The sequence below is a fragment of the Streptomyces sp. NPDC058052 genome, from assembly GCF_042885515.1.
In the GTDB taxonomy this organism is placed as follows: domain Bacteria; phylum Actinomycetota; class Actinomycetes; order Streptomycetales; family Streptomycetaceae; genus Streptomyces.
Genome location: NZ_JBHVRX010000015.1, coordinates 85,334 through 105,648 on the forward strand (window position 1 = coordinate 85,334; position 20,315 = coordinate 105,648).

Below are 20,315 nucleotides of genomic sequence, written 5' to 3' on the forward strand. Positions count from 1 at the left end.
TCGGTCCCTGGTGGCCCGCGCCCGGCGGGCCTGCGAGGGGCCGGGACATGGGGTCGGGCGAGAAGCTGCTGTCGGAACTGATCGCCAGGTCCCGTCCGGTGCTGGGACGGGACCTGGCCGCGCTCGTGTCCGAGACCGGTCGCGACAGGGGGCTGCACGACGTACGGATGTACCTGGCCGACCTGCAGCAGGCGAAGCTCGTGGCCCTTCCGCTGCCGACGACGGCCGGGGAGGAGACGCTGAGCATCGACGACTCGGCGGCGGGGCAGGCGTACCGCCGGGAGCGCACCGTACGGTCGGACGACGGTGCCACACTCTGGGTGCCGATGATCGACGGCGTCGAACGTCTCGGCGTCCTCAAGGCCACGGCTGCCGGTCTGGACGACGAACTGATCTCCTGGTGCGAGGCTCTGGCCGGGGTGGCCGCGCTGCTGCTCGTCTCCAAGTCGTCCCACAACGACCTGCTGATCGAGGCGGAACGCCGGCGGGCCATGACAGTGCAGGGCGAGCTGGTGTGGGCGTTTCTGCCGCCGCGCACGATCGGGAGCGCCCGCGTGACGTCGTCCGCGGTGCTGGAGCCCGCGTACGACATCGGCGGTGACGCCTTCGACCACAGCTTCGACGGCGACGCCCTGCATCTGGCGCTGCTGGACTCGATGGGGCACGATCTCGCCTCCGGCGGGGCGAGCGCCGCCGGACTCGCGGCCTGCCGGGCCACGCGCCGTTCCGGAGGAAGCCTCGCCGACATCGTCCTGGCGATCGACAGGATCCTGGACACGTGGTTCACCGACCGGCTCATGACCGCGGTCATCGCCCGGCTGGACACCGCCGACGGCACGCTGGCCTGGGTCAACTGCGCCCATCCCCCGCCGCTGCTGATCCGCGACAACCGGATCCTGCCCGACGCGCTCGTCCGTGAGTCCGATCTGCCGCTCGGCTGGGGCTTCCACACGGAGACACCGCCGGCCGTCCACACGACCCGGCTCGAACCGGGCGACCGTGTCCTCCTCTACAGCGACGGCGTCACCGAGGCGAGGTCCCCGCAGGGCGACCTGTTCGGCGAGGAACGGCTCAGCGACACGGTGATCCGCGCGCTCGGCGCCGGAGACCCCGCGCCGGAAGCACTCCGTCTCCTCCTGCGGGACCTCCTCCGCCACCAGGACCGCCGCCTCCGCGACGACGCCACCATCGTGCTCGCCGAGTGGCACCCCAACCGGGGCTCGATGTGATCACGAGCGTCACCACCGGCCCGCGGGCGACGCCGAAGGTGCGCCATGATCTCTTCATGGACGACCTCCTGACGTTCCTTCACGCCCGCTACGAGGCGGACGCCCACACCTACGCCGATGTGGCCTACCGCTTCGGGGGTGACGCCCTCCTCGACAGCCACCTGCCGATGCTCGACCTCGTCGACATGCTGGTGCGGGAGTACGAGGCGATGGATCCGTCCGACGCGCGCTTCCCCGGTCTCGGACATGCCGTTCGCGTCCTGGCGCAGTCGCACGCCGACCACCCCGGCTACCGGGAGGAGTGGCGGCCGTAGAAAGCTGTCCCCCGGCGACGTCCGGTCCGGAAGTCGCCGGGGAACCCTGTCTCCGTCATCTGCGGAGAGGGCAGGATTCGAACCTGCGCGGGCCCGTTGGACCCGACCGTGGAGCCGAGGCTCCGGTCCCCGATAAACCACTCCGGGCACCTCTCCAGAAGCCGCCCGGTGCGTCCGCCGGGCTGTTCCTGAGAACAACTGTGGCAGACACCGCTGATACCGGTCTGACGTACCGCTGACACGCGTCCCGGCCCTCCCCCGTCCTTCCGCGCCCAGGAGGCGTCCGCCGCATGGGCCGAGCGGCCCCGAGCGCGGCATCGCGGCCCGTTCCCGCGTCAGACGCCCCGCAGAACACGTGCGAGTGCCGCCCGGCCCACAGGTCCCCAGTGCGGCTTGCCGCCGGGAAGGCCCCGGTCTCCGTTCTGCCCCATGAGCATGAGGAAGAGGCTCTTCATCGCGGCCAGCCCGCGGGCCCTCCGGATCGCCGCCTCGTCCGCGTGCCCGTACGCGTCGAAGAACCGTGCGGCCGTTCCCTCGGGGAGCAGCACCCACGCGGCGGCGAGGTCCCACGCCGGATCGCCGGCGAACATGTCACCGAAGTCGACGACGCCCGAGAGCGTCCCGTCCGAGACGACGACGTTCGCGGGGTGGAGGTCGCCGTGCACCCAGACCGGCGGTCCCTCCCAGGCGGGGGCCGCAGCGGCGTCCTCCCAGACGGTCCGGACGTCGGCGGCGATGCCGTCGGGGACGACGGCGTGGAGGAAGTGCGCGAAGCCGTCGGTGCAGTTCCTGGGGTGGGCGCCGCGGTCGGTGGCGATCGGCGCCTCGGCCGGCGCCTCCACATGGAGGGCCCGGAGGAAACCCGCCAGCGTGTCGGCCGCGTGGACGCCGCGGCTGATCGAGCCGTGGTCCAGCGGTTCGCCGGGCACCCAGGTCATGACCGTCCAGTGCTTGGGGAAGCGCTCGGACGGTTCGCCGCACCGTACCGGGGTCGGCACCGGAAGCGGCAGGCGCGGGGCCAGCACGGGGAGCCAGCGCCGCTCCTTGAGCTGGAGCTCCGGGGTGGGGTCCATGCGCTGCACGCGCACGGCCAGCTCGTCCCCGAGCCGCCACATCTGGTTGCCCCAGCCGCCCGCCACTTCACGGATGTCCAACCCTGCCAGGTCCGGATGCTGCTCCCGCAGCAGAGTGCGGACCAGGTCGGCGCTGATCTCGATCTCGGTGTCGGTCATGCGACGTCACAGTAGTTCGGCGTGGGTCGCCGCGCTCTCCCGCACCCGGCCGCGGGAGAGCGCGCCCTCGCCGTCCCGGTCCTCAGTCGATGGCGGGTCGCGCCGTGATCTACAGCCGGGTGATGGCGTACGCCTCGATCGCGTCGCGCTGGTACGCGGCCAGGCCGGGGACGATGGCCTCGTAGGCGGCGCGCCACGTCTCGTTGCCGACGAGGGAGCGCCCGATGGCCCGGTACTCCTCGGCGGAGACGGCACGCAGTCCGGTCAGGGCCCGGTACTGGGCGTGGATCTCCGCCTGGACCGGTTCCGCGTCGGCGGGATGGCCCGCGGCCATGAGCTCGGCCAGCCGGATCATCTGGGCCGTGCGCGCACGGTGCGCGGCGTCGGCGTCGGCCTCGCTCATCGTGGCCGCCCGCCGGCCGACGTCCGCGGCCAGTTCCGGGAAGTCGCGCATGTTCTCCTCGTACTGGGAGGGCGTCACGCCCTCGAAGAGGTTCTCCGGTCGGTTGATGGTCATGGGGTTGCCGTCCTTCCTGGACTGCTTCAGTTCGGCGATCGTGCGGGAGACGGTCCCGGCCAGCACGTCGAGCCGGTCCCGTTCCGCGAGGAGACGCTGGTGGTGCCGCTCGAGGGCGTCCACCTCGTCGACCTCCTCGGACAGGATCCGTCCGATGTCGCAGAGACCGACGCCCAGTGCCCGCAGCACGAGGATCTGCTGCAACCGCAGCAACTGGCGCTCCCCGTAGTAGCGGCGGCCGCCGGCGCCGATCCGGGCCGGCGGCAGCAGACCTGTCTCGTCGTAGTGACGCAGGGTCCGGGCGGTGACGCCCGACATACGCGCCACCTCCGCGATCGGCCAATCCATCACGACTCCCGCGCTGCAGATCGCCGGGCCGGCGTCTCCGGCCCTGGTCACGACGGTAGAAGCTGCCGCAACGGCAACCGCAACCCCGGCAGGGCCCAGAATCCCTTGCCTGCGCACCGGCTGCCCTTCCGCCTGCTTGAACTCTCCGGGAGGGCGATGCAGGGTTGATCCATGACTTGGACAGCACCACCCGTCCACCGCACCGGGCACCTCGGCGAGCTGGGTGTCGCCACCGAGCGTCATATGCTGGAGGGTTGGTTGAGCTGGCATCGGGAGACGTTGCTGGCCAAGTGCGCCGGGCTCGAATCGGCCCCCTTGGCGCGGACGACCGTGGAGCCGTCGAACCTCACGCTCCTCGGTCTGGTCCGCCACATGGCGGAGGTCGAGCGGTGGTGGTTCCGGCGAAGCTTCGCGGGCGAGCCGATCGGCGAGGTGTTCACCGGCCCGTCGGACGGCAACGAGGGGCTCGACGGGGTGCGCGCAGCCCGAGCGGAGAGGGACTTCGGGTTGTTCCGGGCCGAGGTCGAAGCCTGCGACGCGGCAGTGGCCGGGCACGGCCTCGACGAGACCTTCCTGTCCTCCCGCGGGGTTCCCCTCAGCCTGCGCTGGGTCTACATGATGATGATTCAGGAGTACGCCCGCCACAACGGTCACGCCGACCTCCTGCGCGAGCGGACCGACGGGATGACGGGCGACTGAAGGTCCTCGGACGGAGGGTCCGTAGCGCCCTGCGCTCCGGCCGGACCACCCACCGGCGTGACGCTGCGAGGTGCGCCCTCGCCGCCATGGCCCACAGGGCGATCACGACCGCCCTCGGTTCACCTCGTGACCGACCTCAGTTCACGCTGACCGCCGCGAGCGCGAACAGTCCGACGGCCACGAGCACCGCGAGCACGGCCAGGACACCCAGACCCACCACCAGGGCGATGGCCGACCATCCGAGTCGTTCGGCACGCCGGCTTCGCGCCACGGCTTCTTGAGGGTTCACAGAGCCTCCTTCCTCGTCCGGCCCGTCCCCCGGTCGTGGGGGCGGACACGCTGACCGACGTCACGGGAACTGTAACTTCCCACCGCGGGACGGCCGTCACCGCCGTCGCCCTCTCCCCGGAACGCCGACGCCGAGGGGGGTCGGCGAGCTCATTCCGTCGTTCGGTCCGCCGTCCGTGCGGAGCAGTCGTGTCCGTCGCCGGGCAGGCCCAGGATGTTCAGCTCGGGTTCCTCGTCCTCGGGGACGACGAAGGTGAAGTGCGCGCCTGACGGGATCGTCGCCAGCGAGCACTGGTCTCCGAACGTGAGCGGGGCGTACGGCTCCCAGGCACAGCCCGCCCGGTCCAGGGCGGACACGACGTCCGCGTACCTGAAACCGGCCGGGAACTCGGCCGTCCCCCCGGTGACCGACGGAGGGAGTTCGACGGTGTCACGCCAGGTCTGGACACAGATGAGGGAGACCTTGCGGCAGCGGCAGACACTGAGCTCCAGGTCTCCGTAGGCGAAGAGCTTCGGCCACTTCCTCCGCCGGCTCATCGTGCCGATCTCCCACGGTTCGCCGAGCGCCGCGGTCACGTCGTTCCAGTCGGCTCCGATGGACACCGGACCCAGCCGGCCCGTCTTCGCCAGGCCGGCCAGGACATCGAGTACCTCCATGGTGCGAAGCCTGCCAGGGACCCTGACCAGCGGTCCACCGGGTTCCGGGGGCGGGCCGCCGCGGTCGCCGACGTGTTCGTGGGCGGTCCCCCGCGGCTCGTCCGGTGCGGGCCCGGCCGCCGGCGACGGCCGGACTGCGCGGCGGGCGCGGGACCGGTCAGGATTCGAGAAGCCCCGGCCGGTACCCGGCCCCTAGCGTGAGGGTCATGGCAACCACCACTTCCTCCGCAGCCCCCCTCTCCCTCGCGTCCGTCACCCTCGAGGTGGCCGACCCCGAGGCCGCCCTCCGCTTCTACAGCGCCTTCGGCGTGGACGCCTACGTCCGCCTCCGGGCGTCCGAGGCCCCCTCCACCGGGTTCCGCGGTTTCACCCTGGCCCTGACCGTGGCCGGGCCCGCCACCGTGGACACCTTCTTCCGCGCCGCCGTGGACGCCGGTGCCACGGTCCTGAAGCCCGCCGCGAAGTCGTTCTGGGGCTACAGCGGCGTCGTCCAGGCCCCGGACGGAGCGATCTGGAAGATCGCCACCTCGGGCAAGAAGGGTTCCGGCCCCGCCGCCCTGGAGGTCGACGACGTCGTTCTGCTGATGGGCGTCGAGAGCGTCAAGGCCACCCGGCAGCTCTACGCCGACCGGGGCCTGCCCGTGGCCAAGAGCTTCGGCGGCAAGTACGCCGAGTTCGCCCCCGGTCCGCTCAGCCCCGTCAAGCTGGCGCTGTACAAGCGCCGGGCCCTGGCCAAGGACCTCGGCGTCCCCGTCGACGGCACCGGCTCGCACCGCATCGTCCTCGGCAGCACCACCGACGCCTTCACCGACCTGGACGGGTTCTCCTGGGAGGCCGACACGTCGGCCTCCTCCCCGCGGCCCTGACCCGGGGCCCGGCCGCACCGACCCGGCCGGCGCCCACGCACCGTGGCGGTGGCGCCGGGGTGAAATGCGGGAACGGCTGTCGGAGCCGGACGAGCCGAATCCGCGACGCACCGCAGAACCACAGGAGGAAGACCATGAAGTTTCGCGCCCATGTCGAGCCGCCCGAGCCCATGCGGGGCCTGGAAGTCCCGCCCGAGGTGGTGACCGCGCTCGGCGGGGGCGCCCGGCCGCCGGTGACGATCACGGTCAACGGTCATTCCTGGAAGAGCCGGGTCGCCATCCTCCGGGGCCGCCACCTGCTCGGCCTCAGCAATGCCAACCGGCAGGCCGCGGACGTCGCGATCGGCGAGGAGGTAGAGGTCGAGGTCGAACTCGACACCGAGCCGCGCGTCGTCGTCGAACCCCCGGACTTCGCCCAGGCCCTGGACGACGACCCGGCCGTCCGCGCCGCGTACGACAACCTCACCCACAGCCGCAAGCGCGAGCACGTGCGCGCCATCGAGAGCGCGAAGAGGCCCGAGACGCGCCGACGGCGCATCGAGAAGGCCATCGCCACCCTGCGCGGCTGACCTTCGAGTGCCGGTCAGGACCAGCCCTCGGCACCGCGGTCGCCGTGCCGAGGGCTGGTCCTGCCTGCGCGCTGGGGCCTCTCCCTCTCAGGCGAGCCGGACGCGGACCCGCTGCGGGGCGCCGGAGGCTTGGGCGAGGCCGGTGAAGGTGAGGTTCAGGGTCGCGCCGGTGGTCGCCGCGGTCACCGTGCCGGGCTTGGAGATCACCGAGGAGACCCGCTTGGCCCAGGTGATCCGCAAGGAGGTCGTCCGGCGGGCCGGGTCGGAGACCACGACGGTCGCCGTGCCGTCGCGGTGTTCGCGGACGAGGACGGACGCGGGCGCGTCGGCGGAGAGCTGTCCGACGGCGCCGGCCGTCCAGAAGTTGACGGCGGTGAGACCGAGGCGGGGTACGCGGACGCCCTGCTGCGAGCCGGTGTTGGCGAGGAGGTGCAGCCATCCCCGGTCGGCGGCGCGCCGGGCCGTGGTGCGGAGGCTCGCGCCGGGCATCAGGACGTACGCGTAGTCGCTGTCCGTCGGATCGGTGCCGTGGTCGGTGAAGAGGGTGAGGTAGCGGCGGGTGAGCGGGGTCGCGGGTCCCCCGGCGTTGATGTCCCGCCAGGCGCCGGTGCGTTCCTCGCGCACGGTGCCGAGCCTCAGCCCTTCGGGGAAGACGTAGCCGGCGTGGCCCTCGACGTGGGCCCAGCGGGCGTTCTCGAAGGTGCCCTGCTCGCCCTGCCCGTCGGGCTGCACCCTGCCGTCGACGGTGAGCGCCGGGGTCTCGGACGCCTTGAGGGCCCGGTTGTCCACGGTGGTCTCCACGGCGTGGCCGTCGGTGGACGTGATGCCCGCGCCCAGACAGACGACGGCGTCGTCCAGCCAGAACCATGACTTCTTCGCGTTCATCGTGGAGGACAGGCCGATGAGGTGCTGTCCGGTGGCGCCGAACTCGCCGTCGGTGGTGCCGCCCACCCAGGCGGCGTTCGGCATGGGCTGGCCCCAGTTGCCGCCCTCGCCGTCGGCGAGCGGCTTGCGGGAGGCCGTGATGCCGGGGAGGCGGTAGGGGTCGACGGTCGGCCAGTAGGCGTCCGCGTACTGCTCCAGGCCGAAGTCGTCGCCCCACCAGGAGAGCCAGCCGGCGCCGGTGTGGTAGCCGCGCGCGTGCTCGCCGTTGCCGTACTCGTAGTGGGCGACGCGCTTCGAGGCCATGGAGACCGAGGCGCACCAGCCGCGGCGGCGATGGGTGGCCCGGTCCATGTGGTGGAACAGCCGGTGCTGGACCGGTTCGGGCGCCGGCGTGACCGAGGTGTCGTCCAGCAGGGACTGCAGCAGGGCGGCGCGGACCAGGCTCAGCTTGGGGTTCCTCAGCGGAGGGGCGTGGTAGTCGCGCTGCATCCAGCCCTTGACCATGGCCCGCCAGCGGGCGTTCTCCGCCTCGCTCGCGCCGCGGCCGATCAGCACGATGGTGGCGAGCAGGGCGTGGGCCCGGGTGTGGTCGGAGGTTCCGGCGCGGCTGATGCCGCGGGACGAGACGTTGTCCATGATCAGGCCGTTGTGGACGAACGGCGCGATGGCGTGGTCGACGGTGTCCAGGAAGAGCTGCGCGTCCGGGGAGGCCACCGGCCACGGCGAGGTCCGCAGCAGGGCCATCAGGCGTCCGATGCCGTCGTGGAGGACGGAGCCGTATCCGCCGATGTAGGGGACGTTGCGGTGCTGGATGAACGATCCGTCGGCGTAGAAGCCGTCGCCGCTGGTCACGTACGGGAAGACGGGGTCGAGGGCGGCGACCGCGCGGGCGATCCGGCCGCTGTCCTCCCCCACGATCGCGCGCAGGATCACACTGCGGCACAGGTCGACGCGGTTGGCGCCGGTGGATGTGCCGGTGTACGCGTCGAAGACCGAGTCGGGGACGAAGTGGTCGACGGCCCGGCAGTACGCGGCGATCTGCTCGGCCGTCAGGTGGTCGTGGACGAGGACGCACGTGTCCATGAGGGCCTGCGGGGCACCGATCTGCCAGTTCCACCAGTTGCCGTAGCGGACGGTCGTCTCGTTGTAGACCTGGGCGTGGAGATGGTCGAGGCCGTCGAGGACCGCGCGCAGGACGGCGGGGTCTCCGGTGAGCCCGGTACCGGGCTGGGCCCATGCCTGCGCGAGCGTGCCGATCCGGTTGTAGCTCTCGTTCATCTGGGCGGAGAAGGCGTACGACTCCGCGTCCGTGTCCGGTTCCGGGTCCCGCCACACCGCGTCCGGCCACAGCGAGCCCTCGGCGGGGAGCATCGTGGACAGGTGCGCCCGAGCCGCCGTACCGAGGTCGGCGAGCAGGCTTCTGAACGGCTCGGCGGTGGGGCTGAAGCCGGTGCCGAGGACGAGGTCGCGCCAGCCGGCGCGCAGCGCGGCGAACTCCTGGGGGTCCGGGGTCGCGGCGGCGGCCGGGGCGGCGGCGGCTCCGGCGACGCCGAGAGCCAGTGCGGTGCCGCCGGTCACCTGGAGGAAGGTGCGGCGACGCAGGGATGAGGACATGCGGGACCAGCCTTTGCGGGGGACGTCATGGGGAGTGCGGAGGAAGCCGCGGGGGGAGCGGGGACGTCATGGGGGAATGGGGACGTCGTGGGGGCGGGGGACGTCAGGGGGGGACGGGGGCGTCATGGGGGGACGGGGGACGCCATGGCATACGGAGGGGGAAGTCCTCGGGAGTGCGAGGGGCTCGGCGGAGGTGCTTGTGCAGCAGCCTCTGCAAGCGCTTTCTCCCCGTCAAGGGACGAGGGTGACTCGGGCAGTATTCGGTCAGTCAGAGGGCACGCGGTCGACCGGACCCGAGCTGCGCCCCACCGCCTGGGAAGCCCTTCGCCGGCGTCCCGGAGGCACGGCCGGGTCCCTACCGCCGGCGCTCCTCGGGCGACTCGTGTCCGTCGACCGGCCCGCCGGCGGCTCCGCAGGAGTCCCGGATCACCAGCCTCGGCAGCCACTCGACCGCGGAGTGCGCGGCGTCGGGCTCCTCCAGGCGCCGTACCAGCAACCGGACCGCCGCCTCCCCGACGGCGAACGTCGCCGGACTGACGGACGTCAGCGGCACGTCGGCGAGCGCGGCCATCTCGTCGTTGTGGCACACGAGCGCGAAGTCCTCCGGCACGCGCACCCCGTGGGCCCGCAGCCGGTGGAGCAGGTTCACCGCGTCGATGTCGGTGTGGACGAGCCCGGCGCGGATCTCTCCGGCACGGATGAGTGCGAGGAGGCGGTCCGCACCGATGTCGTCGAGGTCGCTCCCCGGTCCGTCCGGAGTCGGTGAGAGGTCGTCGTCGGGGAGGCCGAGCGCGCGGACCGCCGAGAGATAGCCCTGGCGTACCGCGGGCCTGGTGTGGGTGTGCCGGGCCAGCAGGGCGACGCGCCGATGCCCGAGCTGGGCCAGGTGACGCACGGCGAGCGCCGCTCCGCCGGCGTGGTCCGACACGACACGGTCGAGGTGGGAGCCGGGCACACCGAGGGGGATCCGCCGCTCGACGAGGACGGCGGGGACCGGAGGCGCGGCGAACGGCGCCGCCTCCGCCTCGTCGGGACCGTCCAGGGCCCAGCTCGGAGCGAGCAGCAGGCCGTCGACGCCGGCGTCGAGCAGCGTGGCGACGTGCTGGCGGTCCCGTTCCGAGGTGTAGTCGGTGACACCCACGAGCAGGCGGGCGCCCGAGTCGGCGGCGGCTCGGCGGGCGCCCTGGATGACGGACCGGAAGTAGTAGTCGGACACCGGTACGACCATGCCCAGCACGGGCCCGCTCGGCGCGCGCGGCACGGTCCGGCGGGCGAGGCGGGCGTCGCGGGCGTTGAGCGGCGAGGTCGGCCAGGAGACGGTGCCGTGCAGCCGCCGCACGCGTCCCACCGCGGCCAGCGCGGCCACATCGCGTCGGGCGGTCTCCACGGAGACCTCCAGTGCCGCCGCGAGTTCGGTGACCCGTACGCTCTCCCGTTCACGGACGAGCCGCAGGATCCTGCCGTGCCGCTGCTCCACGCTCTCTCGCATCGGTGGCGGCTCCTCGCTCCGGTCGGTGGGTCGCGGGCGCAGCCTAGCGCCGTGTTCCGCTCCGGCTCCCGAGGTGGATCGGGCAGGGGTGCGGCAAGCGCGGGCGGCGGGGATCCCGCGCGCGGTGCGCCACTCGTGGCGCGCGGGCACCGCGGCACGGCTCGACGCCGTGGCACCACGGACGGCATGACGACCGAGCGAAAGGTCCATGCCGCGTAGACGGCCGGGACGCGTCCGGGCCACGCTCCCGGACCAGGGGCGGTCACCACGCCCGAAGCCGGCCATCGACCGCCTCTCCCCGCGTGCGCTGTCCGAGATCGTCCGCCTGGAGCGCTCCCGGAACTACCTGCGACCAGGGGATGTCGGCGCCGCCTTGCGCCGGTGGAAGGCGTACGTGCACCGGCCCGAGCGCGAGCTCTGGCACGACGACGAGTTCGGCGACGCGCACTGGTACTGCTGCGGCAACCCTCACGAAGGCCGTGCCCTGCTCGACGCCGTCCTCCGCGCGATGTCGCCGCGCGGAGCCCGCGAACTCCGCGCGATCGTCGAGGGTCTGGACGCCTTCATGGGCTCACCCGCCACGGTCCCGGACCGTCAGACGGTGGAGGACATCAGCGCGTCGCGGCGGCTGTCGAGGGTGGCGCGGAGGACGGGGGCCTCGGAGCCGTCGCAGGGCGCGTAGAACGTCAGGCGGCCCGGGTCGGCGTGGTGCAGGTCATGGGCTGATGCCGGGACGGGTTTCCTCGGCTGCCGTGATGCCGGACACCGTGGCCGTGGCGGGCCGGCCTGCCTGGACCTGCTGGAGGCGCTCGATCGTGGCGGCCAGCACGGCGTGGGCGTCCGCCGGGTCCTCGCCCGCGTCGTCGACGACGACGCGGGCCACGATGGTGCCGGATCGGCTGTAGCCGTGGACCGTGCCGCTGAATCCGGTGTCCGTGAGGAAGGCCGACTCCTGTCCCACCTGGCCGGCCTGCACCGAGACCGTCCCGTCCCGCTCCACTCACGTGTCGTAGGCCGACTTCGCGTGCGCGGCAGTGTCGAACTGGCATACGTCCAGGTCGATGCCGTGCGAGACCGTGGACCCCTGATGGTCGTCGTCGCCGCTGCCCGACCGCCGCCATCTGGCGGGCGCGGGCGCGTCCAGGGGTGCGCAGTCGTCGGGCTCGCCCGGCATGCGCTTGTGCAGCGTGCCGGGGAGGTAGCCGGGAACCACGTCCTCCGCGTCGGGGATCGCCCGGGTGAGATCGCCCTGGCTCAGCTGTCTGGTCACCGGTACGGCGGAATCGTCCTCCAACGGCTGCGGCTCGCCCTCTCCTTCGGCAGGCGACGCCGTCGCCGATGCCGGCGGCGCGTCCCGGTCCGGGGTGCCCGCCGTACACCCGCTCACGGCGGCGCAGGTGAGGAGGACGGCGGTCAGGGCCGGTCGTGTGCGTGACATGTGATGAACCTAGGCCGGAGCCAAGCGCGCGGGCGGGCTGCGGATGCGCCGCCAGGTCCGACCGCGTGGCTCCGGCGTGCGGTGACGCGGGGCTTCAGGGCGTGGCCGGGGAGGGGAAGCGGAATTCGGTGCGCCGGCGGGCGGTGGTGCCGGGGCGGAGCACGGGCGTGGGGTACGCGGGGCGGTTGGGGGCGTCGGGGTAGTGCTGGGTCTCCAGGCAGACCGCTCCGTGGCGGAGGAGGGGGCGGCCTTCGGGGTCGGTCAGGGTGCCGTCGAGCTGGTTCGCCGTGTAGATCTGGAGGCCGGGGGCGGTCGTCCAGACCTCCATGACGCGGGTGCCGCCGGGGGCGGTGAGGCGGGCGGCGCGGCGGGGGGCCGGTGATTCCGCGCCGGCGAGGGTCCAGCAGTGGTCGTAGCCGCCCGCGCGGCGGAGCTGTTCGTCGGCGGGGGCGAGGACGGTGTCGCGGAGGCGGCGCGGGGTGGTGAGGTCGAAGGGGGTTCCCGCGGGGTCCGCCGGCGGGCCGAGGGGGATGCCGGTGGCGTCGACGGGGAGGTAGCCGGTGGCGTCGGTCTGGAGGGTGTGGTCGAGGACGTCGCGTCCGTCCGCCGCGAGGTTGAAGTAGGCGTGGCTGGTGAGGCTGACCACGGTCGCGCGGTCCGTGGTGGCGGCGAAGTCGACGGAGAGGGTCCCGGCGCCGTCGAGCGCGTACGTGGCGGTGACGTCGAGGTTCCCGGGGAAGCCCATGTCGCCGTCGGGGCTGCGCAGCGTCAGCCGCAGGGCCGCGGTGTCGCCGTCGACGAGCGGGGCGGCCCGCCAGACGCGGGTGTCGAAGCCCTCGGGCCCTCCGTGGAGGGCGTGGCCGCGGTCGTTCGCGGGGACGTGGTGGGTGACGCCGTCGAGGGTGAAGCGGCCGTGGGCGATGCGGTTGGCGTACCGGCCGATGAGGGCGCCGAGGTACGGGCTCTTCTCCGCGTACTGGTCGAGCGTGCCGAGCGAGAGGACCACGTTGTCCGTGCGGCCCCGGACGTCGGGGACGCCGAGGGCGTGCAGGATGCCGCCGTACGTGAGGATCTCCGCGTACGCGCCGGAGGGCGAGGCCAGGTGCCAGAGGCTGACGTCCTCACCGGAGGGGGTGGTGCCGAAGGGGCGGTGGCGGATGGCGGGTCGGGGCATGGAGGTCCTCGGGCCGGTGGGAGGGGGCAAGGGTGGGGCGGGCGGTTGGGTGGGCCCCGGGCTCGTTCGGGGGGCCGGGGGCGGGGCGGCCGGCTGGGTGCACGGCCCGGGCGGGGTGGGCTCGGGGGCGGGGCGGGCGACTGGTGCGCGGCCCTCGGGCGGGTTCAGGGGGCGTCGGTCGGCGCGGCGCTCGCCGGTACGGGCGGCGTCGCGTCCGCGGCCTCCGGGGACGCGGGCTTCGCCACGGTGTGGGAGCCGCCGGTGGATTCGCGGACGACCAGTTCGTAGCCGGGGCGGATGCGGCGCGGTTCCGTCACCGGGGCTCCCGCGAGGCGCTCCACCAGCCGGTCGACGGCCTGGCGGGCGATGGCCCGCTTGTCCGGGGCGACGGTGGTCAGACTGATCGTGCCGTACCGGCTCTCCTCGATGTCGTCGAAGCCGACCACGGCGATGTCCTCGGGGACCCGCAGGCCCCGCTCGGCGAGGGTGCGGAGCGCGCCGAGCGCGATCAGGTCGTTGTAGGCGAAGACGGCGTCCGGGCGGACGCCGCGGTCGAGGAGGGTGGCCATCGCGTCGGCGCCGTCGCCTCGGCCATAGCCGTCGGTGGCGACGACGAGCCGCTCGTCGGGTTCCACGCCGGCGGCCGTCAGCTCCTCGCGCCAGCCGCGCAGCCGCAGGTGGGCGGGCTGGCGTTCGCGGCCGGTGCGCGAGCCGAGGAAGGCGACGCGGCGCCGGCCGAGGTCGAGCAGGTGCCGGACCGCGGTGCGGGCCGCGGCGACGTTGTCGATGGCGATCTGGTCGTAGGGGGCGTCGTACTCCCGCTCGCCGAGGAGGACGAGCGGGGAGGTCTCCTGGCGGGCGAGCAGGTCGCCGTTCTCCAGGTGGATGGGGCTGAGGATCAGCCCGTCGATGACGTGGGAGCGGAACTCCTGGCACACCAGGAGTTCCCGCTCGCGCAGTCCCGCCGTGTGGTCGACGAGCACGGTGTAGTCGTGCTGCGCGGCCGCGTCGATCACCGCTCCGGCCAGCTCCGCGAAGTACGGGTTGCCCAGCTCGGGGACGGCGAAGGCGATGATGCCGGTGCGTCCCTTGCGGAGGTGGCGGGCCGTGAGGTTCGGCCGGTAGCCGAGCTCGTCGATGGCCCGCTGCACCTTGGCGCGCATCTGCGGGGTGACGTGGGGATAGTTGTTGACCACGTTGGAGACGGTCTTGATCGAGACGCCGGCCCTCTGCGCGACGTCCTTGAGGCTGACGCCCACGGGACTCCTCTGGTTCGGCTCTGACCGGCGTCGGTTCCGGTGTCGGTTCCTGCGTCGGTGCCGGTCGGTTCCTGCGTCGGTTCCCGTGTAGGGACCGGGTCGGGACCGGGTCGGGACCGGCGGTGGTGCCGGTGGCGGGTGCGGTGGTGCGGGCCCGCGTCAGAGCGTTCGTCTGGTGCGTGAAACGTACCGCTGGGCCACGACGACCAGGATCAGGAAGCCGCCACTGACCACCGACTGGTACGAGGAGTTCAGCGAGCCGATCTGGTTGATGAGGTTCTGGATGACGGCGAGCAGCAGAACGCCCCAGAGCGTGCCGCTCACCGAGCCCGCGCCGCCCACGAGCAGCGTGCCGCCGATGACCACGGCGGCGATGGCGTCGAGCTCCATGCCGGTGCCGATGATCGTGACGCCGGAGGAGAGCCGGGCGGCGTTGATCGCGCCGGCGAACCCCGCGAGCAGGCCGCTGAGGACGTACACCGTCACCTTGGCGCGGGCCACCTGCAGCCCCATCAGGGTCGCCGCGTCGCCGCTGCCGCCGACGGCGAACAGGGTCTGGCCGAAGGAGGTGCGCTGGAGGACGAGGCCGCCCGCCCCGAACAGCGCCAGGGCGATCAGGATCGGGTACCCGAATCCGGCGACACTGCCCTGGCCCAGCTCCGCGAACGCCGAGCCCTTCGGCACGAGGTGGGTGGTGGCGCCCTCGTCGGTGATCGCCAGCAACAGGCCCCGGGCGCCCAGCAGGGAGGCGAGCGTGACGATGAAGGGGGCCATGCCGGCGCGGGCGATGAGAAGTCCGTTGAGCAGCCCGATGGCGGCGCACACGACGAGCGGCACGAGGAGCGCGGGCAGCAGGCCCCACTGCGACGCCCAGGCGGCGAGGACACCGCCGAGGGCGAAGACGGAGCCGACGGACAGGTCGATGCCGCCGGTGATGATCACCAGGGTCATGCCGAGGGCCACGACGGCGAGGAAGGACGCCTGGACGAGGACGCCGCGCGCGTTGTCGAGGGTGGCGAAGGTCGGGTAGACGAAGGAGGCGATCACCACGACGAGCAGCAGGACGGCGAGCACGCCCTGGCTCCGCACGCCTGCCAGGAGGCGTTCCGCGAGGGTGCCGTCCGGCCCGGGACGGGGGCGGGGGGCGGGCGGCTGCTGCGGAGCGGCGGCCGTGGGCGCCGGTGCGGCGTACGAGGTCTGTTTCATCGGGATCGGCGCTCCCGTGCGACGTAGACGGCGGCGATGATGATGGCCGCCTGGGCGATCTGGGCGGTGGAGTCGGGCAGGTCGTGCTTGACGAGCGTGGCCCGCAGCAGCTGCATCAGCAGCGCTCCGGCGACCGTGCCCAGGACACGGATCGAGCCGCCGCTGAGCGGGGTGCCGCCGACGACCACGGCGGTGATCGCGGAGAGCTCCATCAGCGTGCCGAGGGACGAGGGGTCGCTGGCGGTGAGCCGGGCCGTGGCGAGGACGCCGGCGAGGGCCGCGAGGGCGCCGCACAGGATGTAGACGCCGGTCAGGACGCGCTTGACGGGGAGGCCGGCGAGCGCGGCCGCGGCACGGTTCCCGCCGATGGCGACGACCTGCCGCCCGAAGGTGGTGCGGTGGACGACGAACGCCACGGCGAGGGCCAGGACTCCGGCGATGAGCACGACGAGCGGGACGCCGAGGAAGCTGCCGGTGCCGAGGGCGAGCAGGTCCGGATTGACGATCTGCTTGAGCTGTCCGTCCGCCATGACGAGCGCCAGGCCGCGTCCGCCGACGAACAGCGCGAGGGTGGCGACGATGGGCTGGAGTCCGACGACGGAGACCAGGGTTCCGTTGACCGCTCCGACGAGGACGCCCGAGAGGAGCGCGACGAGCAGCGCGGGGATCAGGCCGTAGCCGAGGTAGAGCGGCAGGAGCGCGGCGGCGAGGGCCATCGCCGAGCCGACGGAGAGGTCGACGCCCTCGGTGCCGATGACCAGGGCCATGCCGAGGGCCACGATGACGATCGGGGCGACCTGGATGAGCTGGGTGCGGAAGTTGTCGGTGGTGAGGAAGTGGTCGGTGAAGACGGCGTTGAAGAGGAGGAGCGCGGCGACGGCGGCGTAGACGCCGTACGCCTGGAGCCAGGCGGCGGCGCCGCGACCGGCCCGGGTCCCGGGGCTCCTGGTGGTGGGGCCGTTGGTGCCGGGGCTCTTCGTGCCGGGGCGACTCTTCCCGGTGGTGTCGGTGCCGGAACTCCCGGCTCCGACACCGCCGGCGCCGTGGGATCCCTCGCCGCGGGCGGGTTCCGCGGTGGCCTGGGCGGTCATCGGGGGTCCTCCTCGGCTTCGGGGCGGGGCTGGGCGGTGGGGACGGGGACGGGGTCACCGGCCTGGGCTGTGGGCGACGGGGCGGTGTCGGGGTCCGGGTCGGGATCCGATTCCGGGTCCGGGTCCAGCAGGTCCGGGTCCGGGCCGGGGGACTCCGTGTCGGGTGGCTCGGTGGCCGTGGCGGGTGGGGCGTGGTCGGCCAGGGCGGCGAGGAGGTCGCCCTCCGAGACGTTCTCCCCCACGAGTTCGCCGACGGTCGCGCCGTTGCGCAGGACCACGATCCGGTCGGCGCCCTCGACGAGTTCCTCGATGTCGGAGGAGATCAGGAGGACGGCCAGGCCCTCCCCCGCGAGTTCGTCGATGAGGGCCTGGACCTCGGCCTTCGCCCCGACGTCGATGCCGCGCGTGGGTTCGTCGAGGAGCAGGACCTTCGGTTCGAGGCAGAGCCAGCGGGCCAGGAGGACCTTCTGCTGGTTGCCGCCGGACAGCTCGCCGACCTTCTGTTCCGGGCTGGACGCCTTGATGCGCAGCCGCTGCATGAAGATGTCGACCAGCCGGTCCTGGCGGGCCCGGGAGACGACACCGCCGCGTGACAGCCGGGGCAGGGCCGCGAGGACGATGTTCTCCCGTACCGACAGTCCGGGGACGATCCCCTCGGCCTTGCGGTCCTCCGGGAGGAGGCTGATCCCCGCCCGGATGGCCGCCGCCGAGGAGGAGCGGGCGAGCGGTGTCCCTCCGACCCGTACCTCCCCCGCGTCCAGCGAGAGAGCGCCGGCCAGCGCCTTCGCGGTCTCGCTGCGGCCGGAGCCGAGCAGGCCGCCGAGCCCGAGCACCTCACCCGGGTGCAACTCCAGTGACACCCCGTCCAGTTGGTGGCGGCGTACGAGGTTCCGCGCGGTCAGGACGGGGGTGCGGGCGATGTCGTGGCCGTCGGCCCCGAAGCTCGTGGTGCCGTTGCGGCGCACCTCGGACACCTCGCGGCCCAGCATCATGGAGACCAGCCCCACCCGGTCGAGCTCGGCGAGCGGCCCGGTGTGGATGTGCCGGCCGTCGCGGAGGACGGTCACGCGGTCGCAGATGCGGTAGAGCTCGTCCATGCGGTGACTGACGTACAGGACGGCGATGCTCCGCCGCCGCAGGTCCTCGATGACGCGGAAGAGCGTCTCGACCTCGCGCGGTTCCAGGGACGATGTCGGCTCGTCCATGACGACGACCTGGGCGTCGACCGACACCGCGCGGGCGAGGGCGACCATCTGCTGGGTGCCGAGGCCGAGCGTGTGCAGCGGGCGGCGCGGGTCCACGGTGATGCCGAAGCCGCTGAGGAGTGCGGCCGCCTCGGCGTGCATCCTCGGGAAGTCGATCAGACGGAGGCGGTTCTTCGGTTCGCGGCCGAGGAAGATGTTCCGCGCCACGCTCATCAGCGGGACGAGGTTGACCTCCTGGTAGATCGTCGAGATCCCGGCGGCCTGCGCCTCGGAAGGACGGGCGAAGCTCACCGGGCGTCCGGAGAGCAACAGCTCGCCGCTGTCCGGGCGGTGCACTCCGGTGAGCACTTTGATGAGGGTGGACTTGCCGGCGCCGTTCTCGCCGACGAGGGCGTGGGTCTCACCGCGGTGGAGGGCGAACGAGACGTCGTCCAGCGCGACGACGCCGGGGAAGCGCTTCCCGACGCCGCGGGCCTCCAGCACCGTCGGCGCGGACGCGGACACCGTGCCGCTGACCGCCGACGCTGCCGCTTCGGGGGGTGCCATGGGGGCCTTCCGGGGGTCTTGAGGGGGAGGAGGGGGGTCGGGTGGGCTGAAGGGACGGCTGGAAGGGCGGACGGAGGGGGCGCGGGGCCGCACGGGGCGGGGAGGCTGTGTGCGGCCCCGCGCGCTCGCCACGGCGGGGGTGAAGCGGGGAGTACCGGGCGGGGTCGGCTGCGCGCGGGGGAGCGGGCCGTGACACCCGCCGGGCCGATGCCTCAGCCGTACGCCGGCCACGGGAGGACGGCTGCCCGGCCCGCGTACGGCGCCGGGGCCCAGCGCGGATGCCGGACGTACGGCGTCGGCATCGGCGCCGACCCGGATCCCGCCCCCGAGCCCCATGGGCGGCACGCCCGTACAGACAGGGGCCCGCACCCGGGTCGAGCCCGGGCCCCTTCCGCGTACCGGTCCCGGCCCGCTCAGCCGGCCGGGTCGGTCAGTACGCCCCGCCCAGCGACTCCTTGGCGTTCGCCGGGTCGTAGGCGCGGTCCGCGATGATGACGTCCTCCGGGATGCCCTCGCCCGCGTAGAACTTCCGCGCGGTGGCGAAGGCCAGCGGGCCGAAGCGCGGGTTGGACTCGATCACGGCATTCAACTCGCCGTTGACCAGGGCCTGTACGGCGTTGCGGGTGCCGTCGATCGACACGATCTTGATGTCCTTGCCGGGCTTCTTGCCGGCCGCCTTGAGGGCGGTCACGGCGCCCAGCGCCATCTCGTCGTTCTCCGCGTACACCGCCGTGATGCCGGGCTTCGACTGGATCAGCTGCTCCATGACCTGCTGCCCCTTGTCGCGGGCGAACTCGCCGGTCTGCTGGGCGACGATCTCCAGCCCCGGCGCCGTGGCGGCGATCTGGTCGACGAAGCCCTTGGTCCGGTCCGTGGTGACGCTGTTGCCGGAGGAGCCGAGCAGGATGGCGACCTTGCCCTTGCCGCCGGTCGCCTTGACCATCGCGTCCGCGGCCCGCTTGCCCTGCTCGACGAAGTCCGAGCCGAGGAAGGCGAGATAGTCCTTGCAGGCGCCGGCGTTGACCTTGCGGTCGATGGTGAGGACGGGGACCTTCTTGGCGGCGGCGGCCTGGAAGGCGGGCTCCAGGCCGTCGGAGTTGAGCGGGGCGACGATGAGGAACTGCGCGCCCTGGGCCAGCATGTCCTGGATGTCGCTGATCTGCTTGGACAGCTGGGACTGGGCGTTGGTGGTGAGGAGCTTCTTCACGCCGATCTTCGCCGCCTCGTCCTTGATGGACTGGGTCTCGGCGATGCGGAACGGGTTGGCCTCCTTCTCGGACTGGGAGAAGCCGACGACGGCGTCCTTGAGGTCGAGCTCGGGGGCGCCGTAGGTGGTGAGGGTGCAGCCGGGGCCGGCGGAGGCGGTCGGCGTCTGGACCGTCTGCGCGCCCTGGGCGCTGTCGCCACCGGCGTTGCCCGTCGTCTCGGACTTGGCGCAGCCGGAGAGCGCGAGCGCGGCGGTGGCCGCGACGACGCAGGCGACGGAGAGCGTGCGGGATCTCTGCGGAAGGGTCATCGGGAGGACACTCCTTGGCGGGGGACAGCACCGCCGAGTGGCGTGCGGTCGCGCGGGGGCAGGGAAGCGGAGCCGGGACGCCGCGAGAGGGCGGCGGACCCGTGGTGCACAGTCTCGATCAGCCCGGATCATGGCCCTGACCTGGGAAGATCATGGATCGGAGTGGCCTTCGG

At 73.1% G+C, this 20,315-nt stretch carries 20 protein-coding genes and 1 tRNA gene; 6 read left to right on the forward strand and 15 right to left on the reverse strand.

The features are described from left to right. Positions 1 to 47: 47 nt before the first annotated feature. Positions 48 to 1,229 carry a PP2C family protein-serine/threonine phosphatase gene (locus ACFVU3_RS21435; protein WP_390068317.1) on the forward strand — a complete coding sequence of 394 codons (1,182 nt, stop codon included), beginning with the start codon at positions 48 to 50 and terminating at the stop codon, positions 1,227 to 1,229. Positions 1,230 to 1,285: 56 nt separating this feature from the next. After that, positions 1,286 to 1,543 (forward strand): DUF6221 family protein, encoded by a 258-nt coding sequence (locus tag ACFVU3_RS21440; protein ID WP_390068319.1) that lies wholly within the window; start codon positions 1,286 to 1,288, stop codon positions 1,541 to 1,543. Positions 1,544 to 1,605: 62 nt separating this feature from the next. Here the strand turns inward: ACFVU3_RS21440 and ACFVU3_RS21445 are convergent. From ACFVU3_RS21445 to ACFVU3_RS21455, 3 genes are all read right to left on the reverse strand, one after another. Beyond that, positions 1,606 to 1,699 (reverse strand) — tRNA-OTHER (locus tag ACFVU3_RS21445). A 179-nt stretch (positions 1,700 to 1,878) separates the two neighbouring features. Beyond that, a complete protein-coding gene (locus ACFVU3_RS21450; protein WP_390068320.1) occupies positions 1,879 to 2,775 on the reverse strand; it encodes an aminoglycoside phosphotransferase family protein in 897 nt (298 codons plus the stop codon). 109 nt (positions 2,776 to 2,884) lie between these two features. Then, positions 2,885 to 3,640, reverse strand: coding sequence for a MerR family transcriptional regulator (locus ACFVU3_RS21455; protein WP_390068321.1), 756 nt, complete (start codon positions 3,638 to 3,640; stop codon positions 2,885 to 2,887). Between the two features lie 171 nt (positions 3,641 to 3,811). Between ACFVU3_RS21455 and ACFVU3_RS21460 the strand changes: the two genes are divergently transcribed. After that, positions 3,812 to 4,339, forward strand: a complete 528-nt coding sequence (locus ACFVU3_RS21460) for a DinB family protein (protein ID WP_390068323.1) — start codon at positions 3,812 to 3,814, stop codon at positions 4,337 to 4,339. A 136-nt stretch (positions 4,340 to 4,475) separates the two neighbouring features. On the opposite strand, the gene ACFVU3_RS21465 is transcribed toward ACFVU3_RS21460, so the two are convergent. Both ACFVU3_RS21465 and ACFVU3_RS21470 read right to left on the reverse strand, forming a co-directional pair. Beyond that, positions 4,476 to 4,628 (reverse strand): hypothetical protein, encoded by a 153-nt coding sequence (locus tag ACFVU3_RS21465; protein WP_390068324.1) that lies wholly within the window; start codon positions 4,626 to 4,628, stop codon positions 4,476 to 4,478. Positions 4,629 to 4,777: 149 nt separating this feature from the next. Next, positions 4,778 to 5,284 (reverse strand): hypothetical protein, encoded by a 507-nt coding sequence (locus ACFVU3_RS21470; RefSeq protein WP_390068326.1) that lies wholly within the window; start codon positions 5,282 to 5,284, stop codon positions 4,778 to 4,780. Between the two features lie 206 nt (positions 5,285 to 5,490). Here ACFVU3_RS21470 and ACFVU3_RS21475 point away from each other — a divergent pair, with 206 nt between their 5' ends. Then, positions 5,491 to 6,150 carry a glyoxalase gene (locus tag ACFVU3_RS21475; protein WP_390068327.1) on the forward strand — a complete coding sequence of 220 codons (660 nt, stop codon included), beginning with the start codon at positions 5,491 to 5,493 and terminating at the stop codon, positions 6,148 to 6,150. Positions 6,151 to 6,284: 134 nt separating this feature from the next. Then, the gene (locus ACFVU3_RS21480) at positions 6,285 to 6,719 is read left to right on the forward strand and encodes a YdeI/OmpD-associated family protein (RefSeq protein WP_390068329.1); all 435 of its coding nucleotides are present in this window, start codon (positions 6,285 to 6,287) and stop codon (positions 6,717 to 6,719) included. Between the two features lie 87 nt (positions 6,720 to 6,806). On the opposite strand, the gene ACFVU3_RS21485 is transcribed toward ACFVU3_RS21480, so the two are convergent. Both ACFVU3_RS21485 and ACFVU3_RS21490 read right to left on the reverse strand, forming a co-directional pair. Beyond that, positions 6,807 to 9,218: a polysaccharide lyase 8 family protein gene (locus ACFVU3_RS21485; RefSeq protein ID WP_390068331.1), complete on the reverse strand. Its 2,412-nt coding sequence runs from the start codon at positions 9,216 to 9,218 to the stop codon at positions 6,807 to 6,809. 355 nt (positions 9,219 to 9,573) lie between these two features. Then, positions 9,574 to 10,707, reverse strand: a complete 1,134-nt coding sequence (locus tag ACFVU3_RS21490; protein WP_390068333.1) for a substrate-binding domain-containing protein — start codon at positions 10,705 to 10,707, stop codon at positions 9,574 to 9,576. A 208-nt stretch (positions 10,708 to 10,915) separates the two neighbouring features. Between ACFVU3_RS21490 and ACFVU3_RS21495 the strand changes: the two genes are divergently transcribed. Next, the gene (locus ACFVU3_RS21495) at positions 10,916 to 11,389 is read left to right on the forward strand and encodes a hypothetical protein (RefSeq protein WP_390068335.1); all 474 of its coding nucleotides are present in this window, start codon (positions 10,916 to 10,918) and stop codon (positions 11,387 to 11,389) included. Positions 11,390 to 11,422: 33 nt separating this feature from the next. Here the strand turns inward: ACFVU3_RS21495 and ACFVU3_RS21500 are convergent, their stop codons facing one another. From ACFVU3_RS21500 to ACFVU3_RS21535, 8 genes are all read right to left on the reverse strand, one after another. Then, positions 11,423 to 11,707, reverse strand: a complete 285-nt coding sequence (locus tag ACFVU3_RS21500) for a hypothetical protein (RefSeq protein ID WP_390068337.1) — start codon at positions 11,705 to 11,707, stop codon at positions 11,423 to 11,425. After that, positions 11,708 to 12,145 (reverse strand): hypothetical protein, encoded by a 438-nt coding sequence (locus ACFVU3_RS21505; protein ID WP_390068338.1) that lies wholly within the window; start codon positions 12,143 to 12,145, stop codon positions 11,708 to 11,710. 94 nt (positions 12,146 to 12,239) lie between these two features. Beyond that, entirely contained in the window at positions 12,240 to 13,319 is a 1,080-nt protein-coding gene (locus ACFVU3_RS21510; RefSeq protein ID WP_390068340.1) for an aldose epimerase family protein, read from the reverse strand. Between the two features lie 164 nt (positions 13,320 to 13,483). Continuing rightward, positions 13,484 to 14,578, reverse strand: a complete 1,095-nt coding sequence (locus ACFVU3_RS21515; protein WP_390068342.1) for a LacI family DNA-binding transcriptional regulator — start codon at positions 14,576 to 14,578, stop codon at positions 13,484 to 13,486. A 159-nt stretch (positions 14,579 to 14,737) separates the two neighbouring features. Then, positions 14,738 to 15,784: an ABC transporter permease gene (locus ACFVU3_RS21520; protein ID WP_390068344.1), complete on the reverse strand. Its 1,047-nt coding sequence runs from the start codon at positions 15,782 to 15,784 to the stop codon at positions 14,738 to 14,740. Beyond that, positions 15,781 to 16,875 carry an ABC transporter permease gene (locus tag ACFVU3_RS21525; protein ID WP_390068346.1) on the reverse strand — a complete coding sequence of 365 codons (1,095 nt, stop codon included), beginning with the start codon at positions 16,873 to 16,875 and terminating at the stop codon, positions 15,781 to 15,783. Before ACFVU3_RS21525 ends, ACFVU3_RS21520 begins: the two co-directional genes overlap by 4 nt. After that, complete coding sequence (locus tag ACFVU3_RS21530) at positions 16,872 to 18,626, reverse strand: sugar ABC transporter ATP-binding protein (protein ID WP_390068348.1); 1,755 nt, start codon at positions 18,624 to 18,626, stop codon at positions 16,872 to 16,874. The genes ACFVU3_RS21525 and ACFVU3_RS21530 overlap by 4 nt, the downstream gene beginning before the upstream one ends. 430 nt (positions 18,627 to 19,056) lie before the next feature. Further along, the gene (locus tag ACFVU3_RS21535) at positions 19,057 to 20,142 is read right to left on the reverse strand and encodes an ABC transporter substrate-binding protein (protein WP_390068350.1); all 1,086 of its coding nucleotides are present in this window, start codon (positions 20,140 to 20,142) and stop codon (positions 19,057 to 19,059) included. Positions 20,143 to 20,315 lie beyond the last annotated feature (173 nt).

Excerpts from the sequence above, each read along its gene's own strand:
- ACFVU3_RS21475 (WP_390068327.1), top strand. The coding sequence starts at position 5,491 with ATGGCAACCACCACTTCCTCCGCAGCCCCCCTCTCCCTCGCGTCCGTC.
- ACFVU3_RS21505 (WP_390068338.1), bottom strand. The coding sequence starts at position 12,145 with ATGTCACGCACACGACCGGCCCTGACCGCCGTCCTCCTCACCTGCGCC.
- ACFVU3_RS21460 (WP_390068323.1), top strand. The coding sequence starts at position 3,812 with ATGACTTGGACAGCACCACCCGTCCACCGCACCGGGCACCTCGGCGAG.
- ACFVU3_RS21435 (WP_390068317.1), top strand. The coding sequence starts at position 48 with ATGGGGTCGGGCGAGAAGCTGCTGTCGGAACTGATCGCCAGGTCCCGT.
- ACFVU3_RS21485 (WP_390068331.1), bottom strand. The coding sequence starts at position 9,218 with ATGTCCTCATCCCTGCGTCGCCGCACCTTCCTCCAGGTGACCGGCGGC.
- ACFVU3_RS21530 (WP_390068348.1), bottom strand. The coding sequence starts at position 18,626 with ATGGCACCCCCCGAAGCGGCAGCGTCGGCGGTCAGCGGCACGGTGTCC.
- ACFVU3_RS21520 (WP_390068344.1), bottom strand. The coding sequence starts at position 15,784 with ATGAAACAGACCTCGTACGCCGCACCGGCGCCCACGGCCGCCGCTCCG.
- ACFVU3_RS21450 (WP_390068320.1), bottom strand. The coding sequence starts at position 2,775 with ATGACCGACACCGAGATCGAGATCAGCGCCGACCTGGTCCGCACTCTG.
- ACFVU3_RS21440 (WP_390068319.1), top strand. The coding sequence starts at position 1,286 with ATGGACGACCTCCTGACGTTCCTTCACGCCCGCTACGAGGCGGACGCC.
- ACFVU3_RS21495 (WP_390068335.1), top strand. The coding sequence starts at position 10,916 with ATGCCGCGTAGACGGCCGGGACGCGTCCGGGCCACGCTCCCGGACCAG.
- ACFVU3_RS21510 (WP_390068340.1), bottom strand. The coding sequence starts at position 13,319 with ATGCCCCGACCCGCCATCCGCCACCGCCCCTTCGGCACCACCCCCTCC.
- ACFVU3_RS21525 (WP_390068346.1), bottom strand. The coding sequence starts at position 16,875 with ATGACCGCCCAGGCCACCGCGGAACCCGCCCGCGGCGAGGGATCCCAC.
- ACFVU3_RS21455 (WP_390068321.1), bottom strand. The coding sequence starts at position 3,640 with ATGGATTGGCCGATCGCGGAGGTGGCGCGTATGTCGGGCGTCACCGCC.
- ACFVU3_RS21480 (WP_390068329.1), top strand. The coding sequence starts at position 6,285 with ATGAAGTTTCGCGCCCATGTCGAGCCGCCCGAGCCCATGCGGGGCCTG.
- ACFVU3_RS21470 (WP_390068326.1), bottom strand. The coding sequence starts at position 5,284 with ATGGAGGTACTCGATGTCCTGGCCGGCCTGGCGAAGACGGGCCGGCTG.
- ACFVU3_RS21535 (WP_390068350.1), bottom strand. The coding sequence starts at position 20,142 with ATGACCCTTCCGCAGAGATCCCGCACGCTCTCCGTCGCCTGCGTCGTC.
- ACFVU3_RS21490 (WP_390068333.1), bottom strand. The coding sequence starts at position 10,707 with ATGCGAGAGAGCGTGGAGCAGCGGCACGGCAGGATCCTGCGGCTCGTC.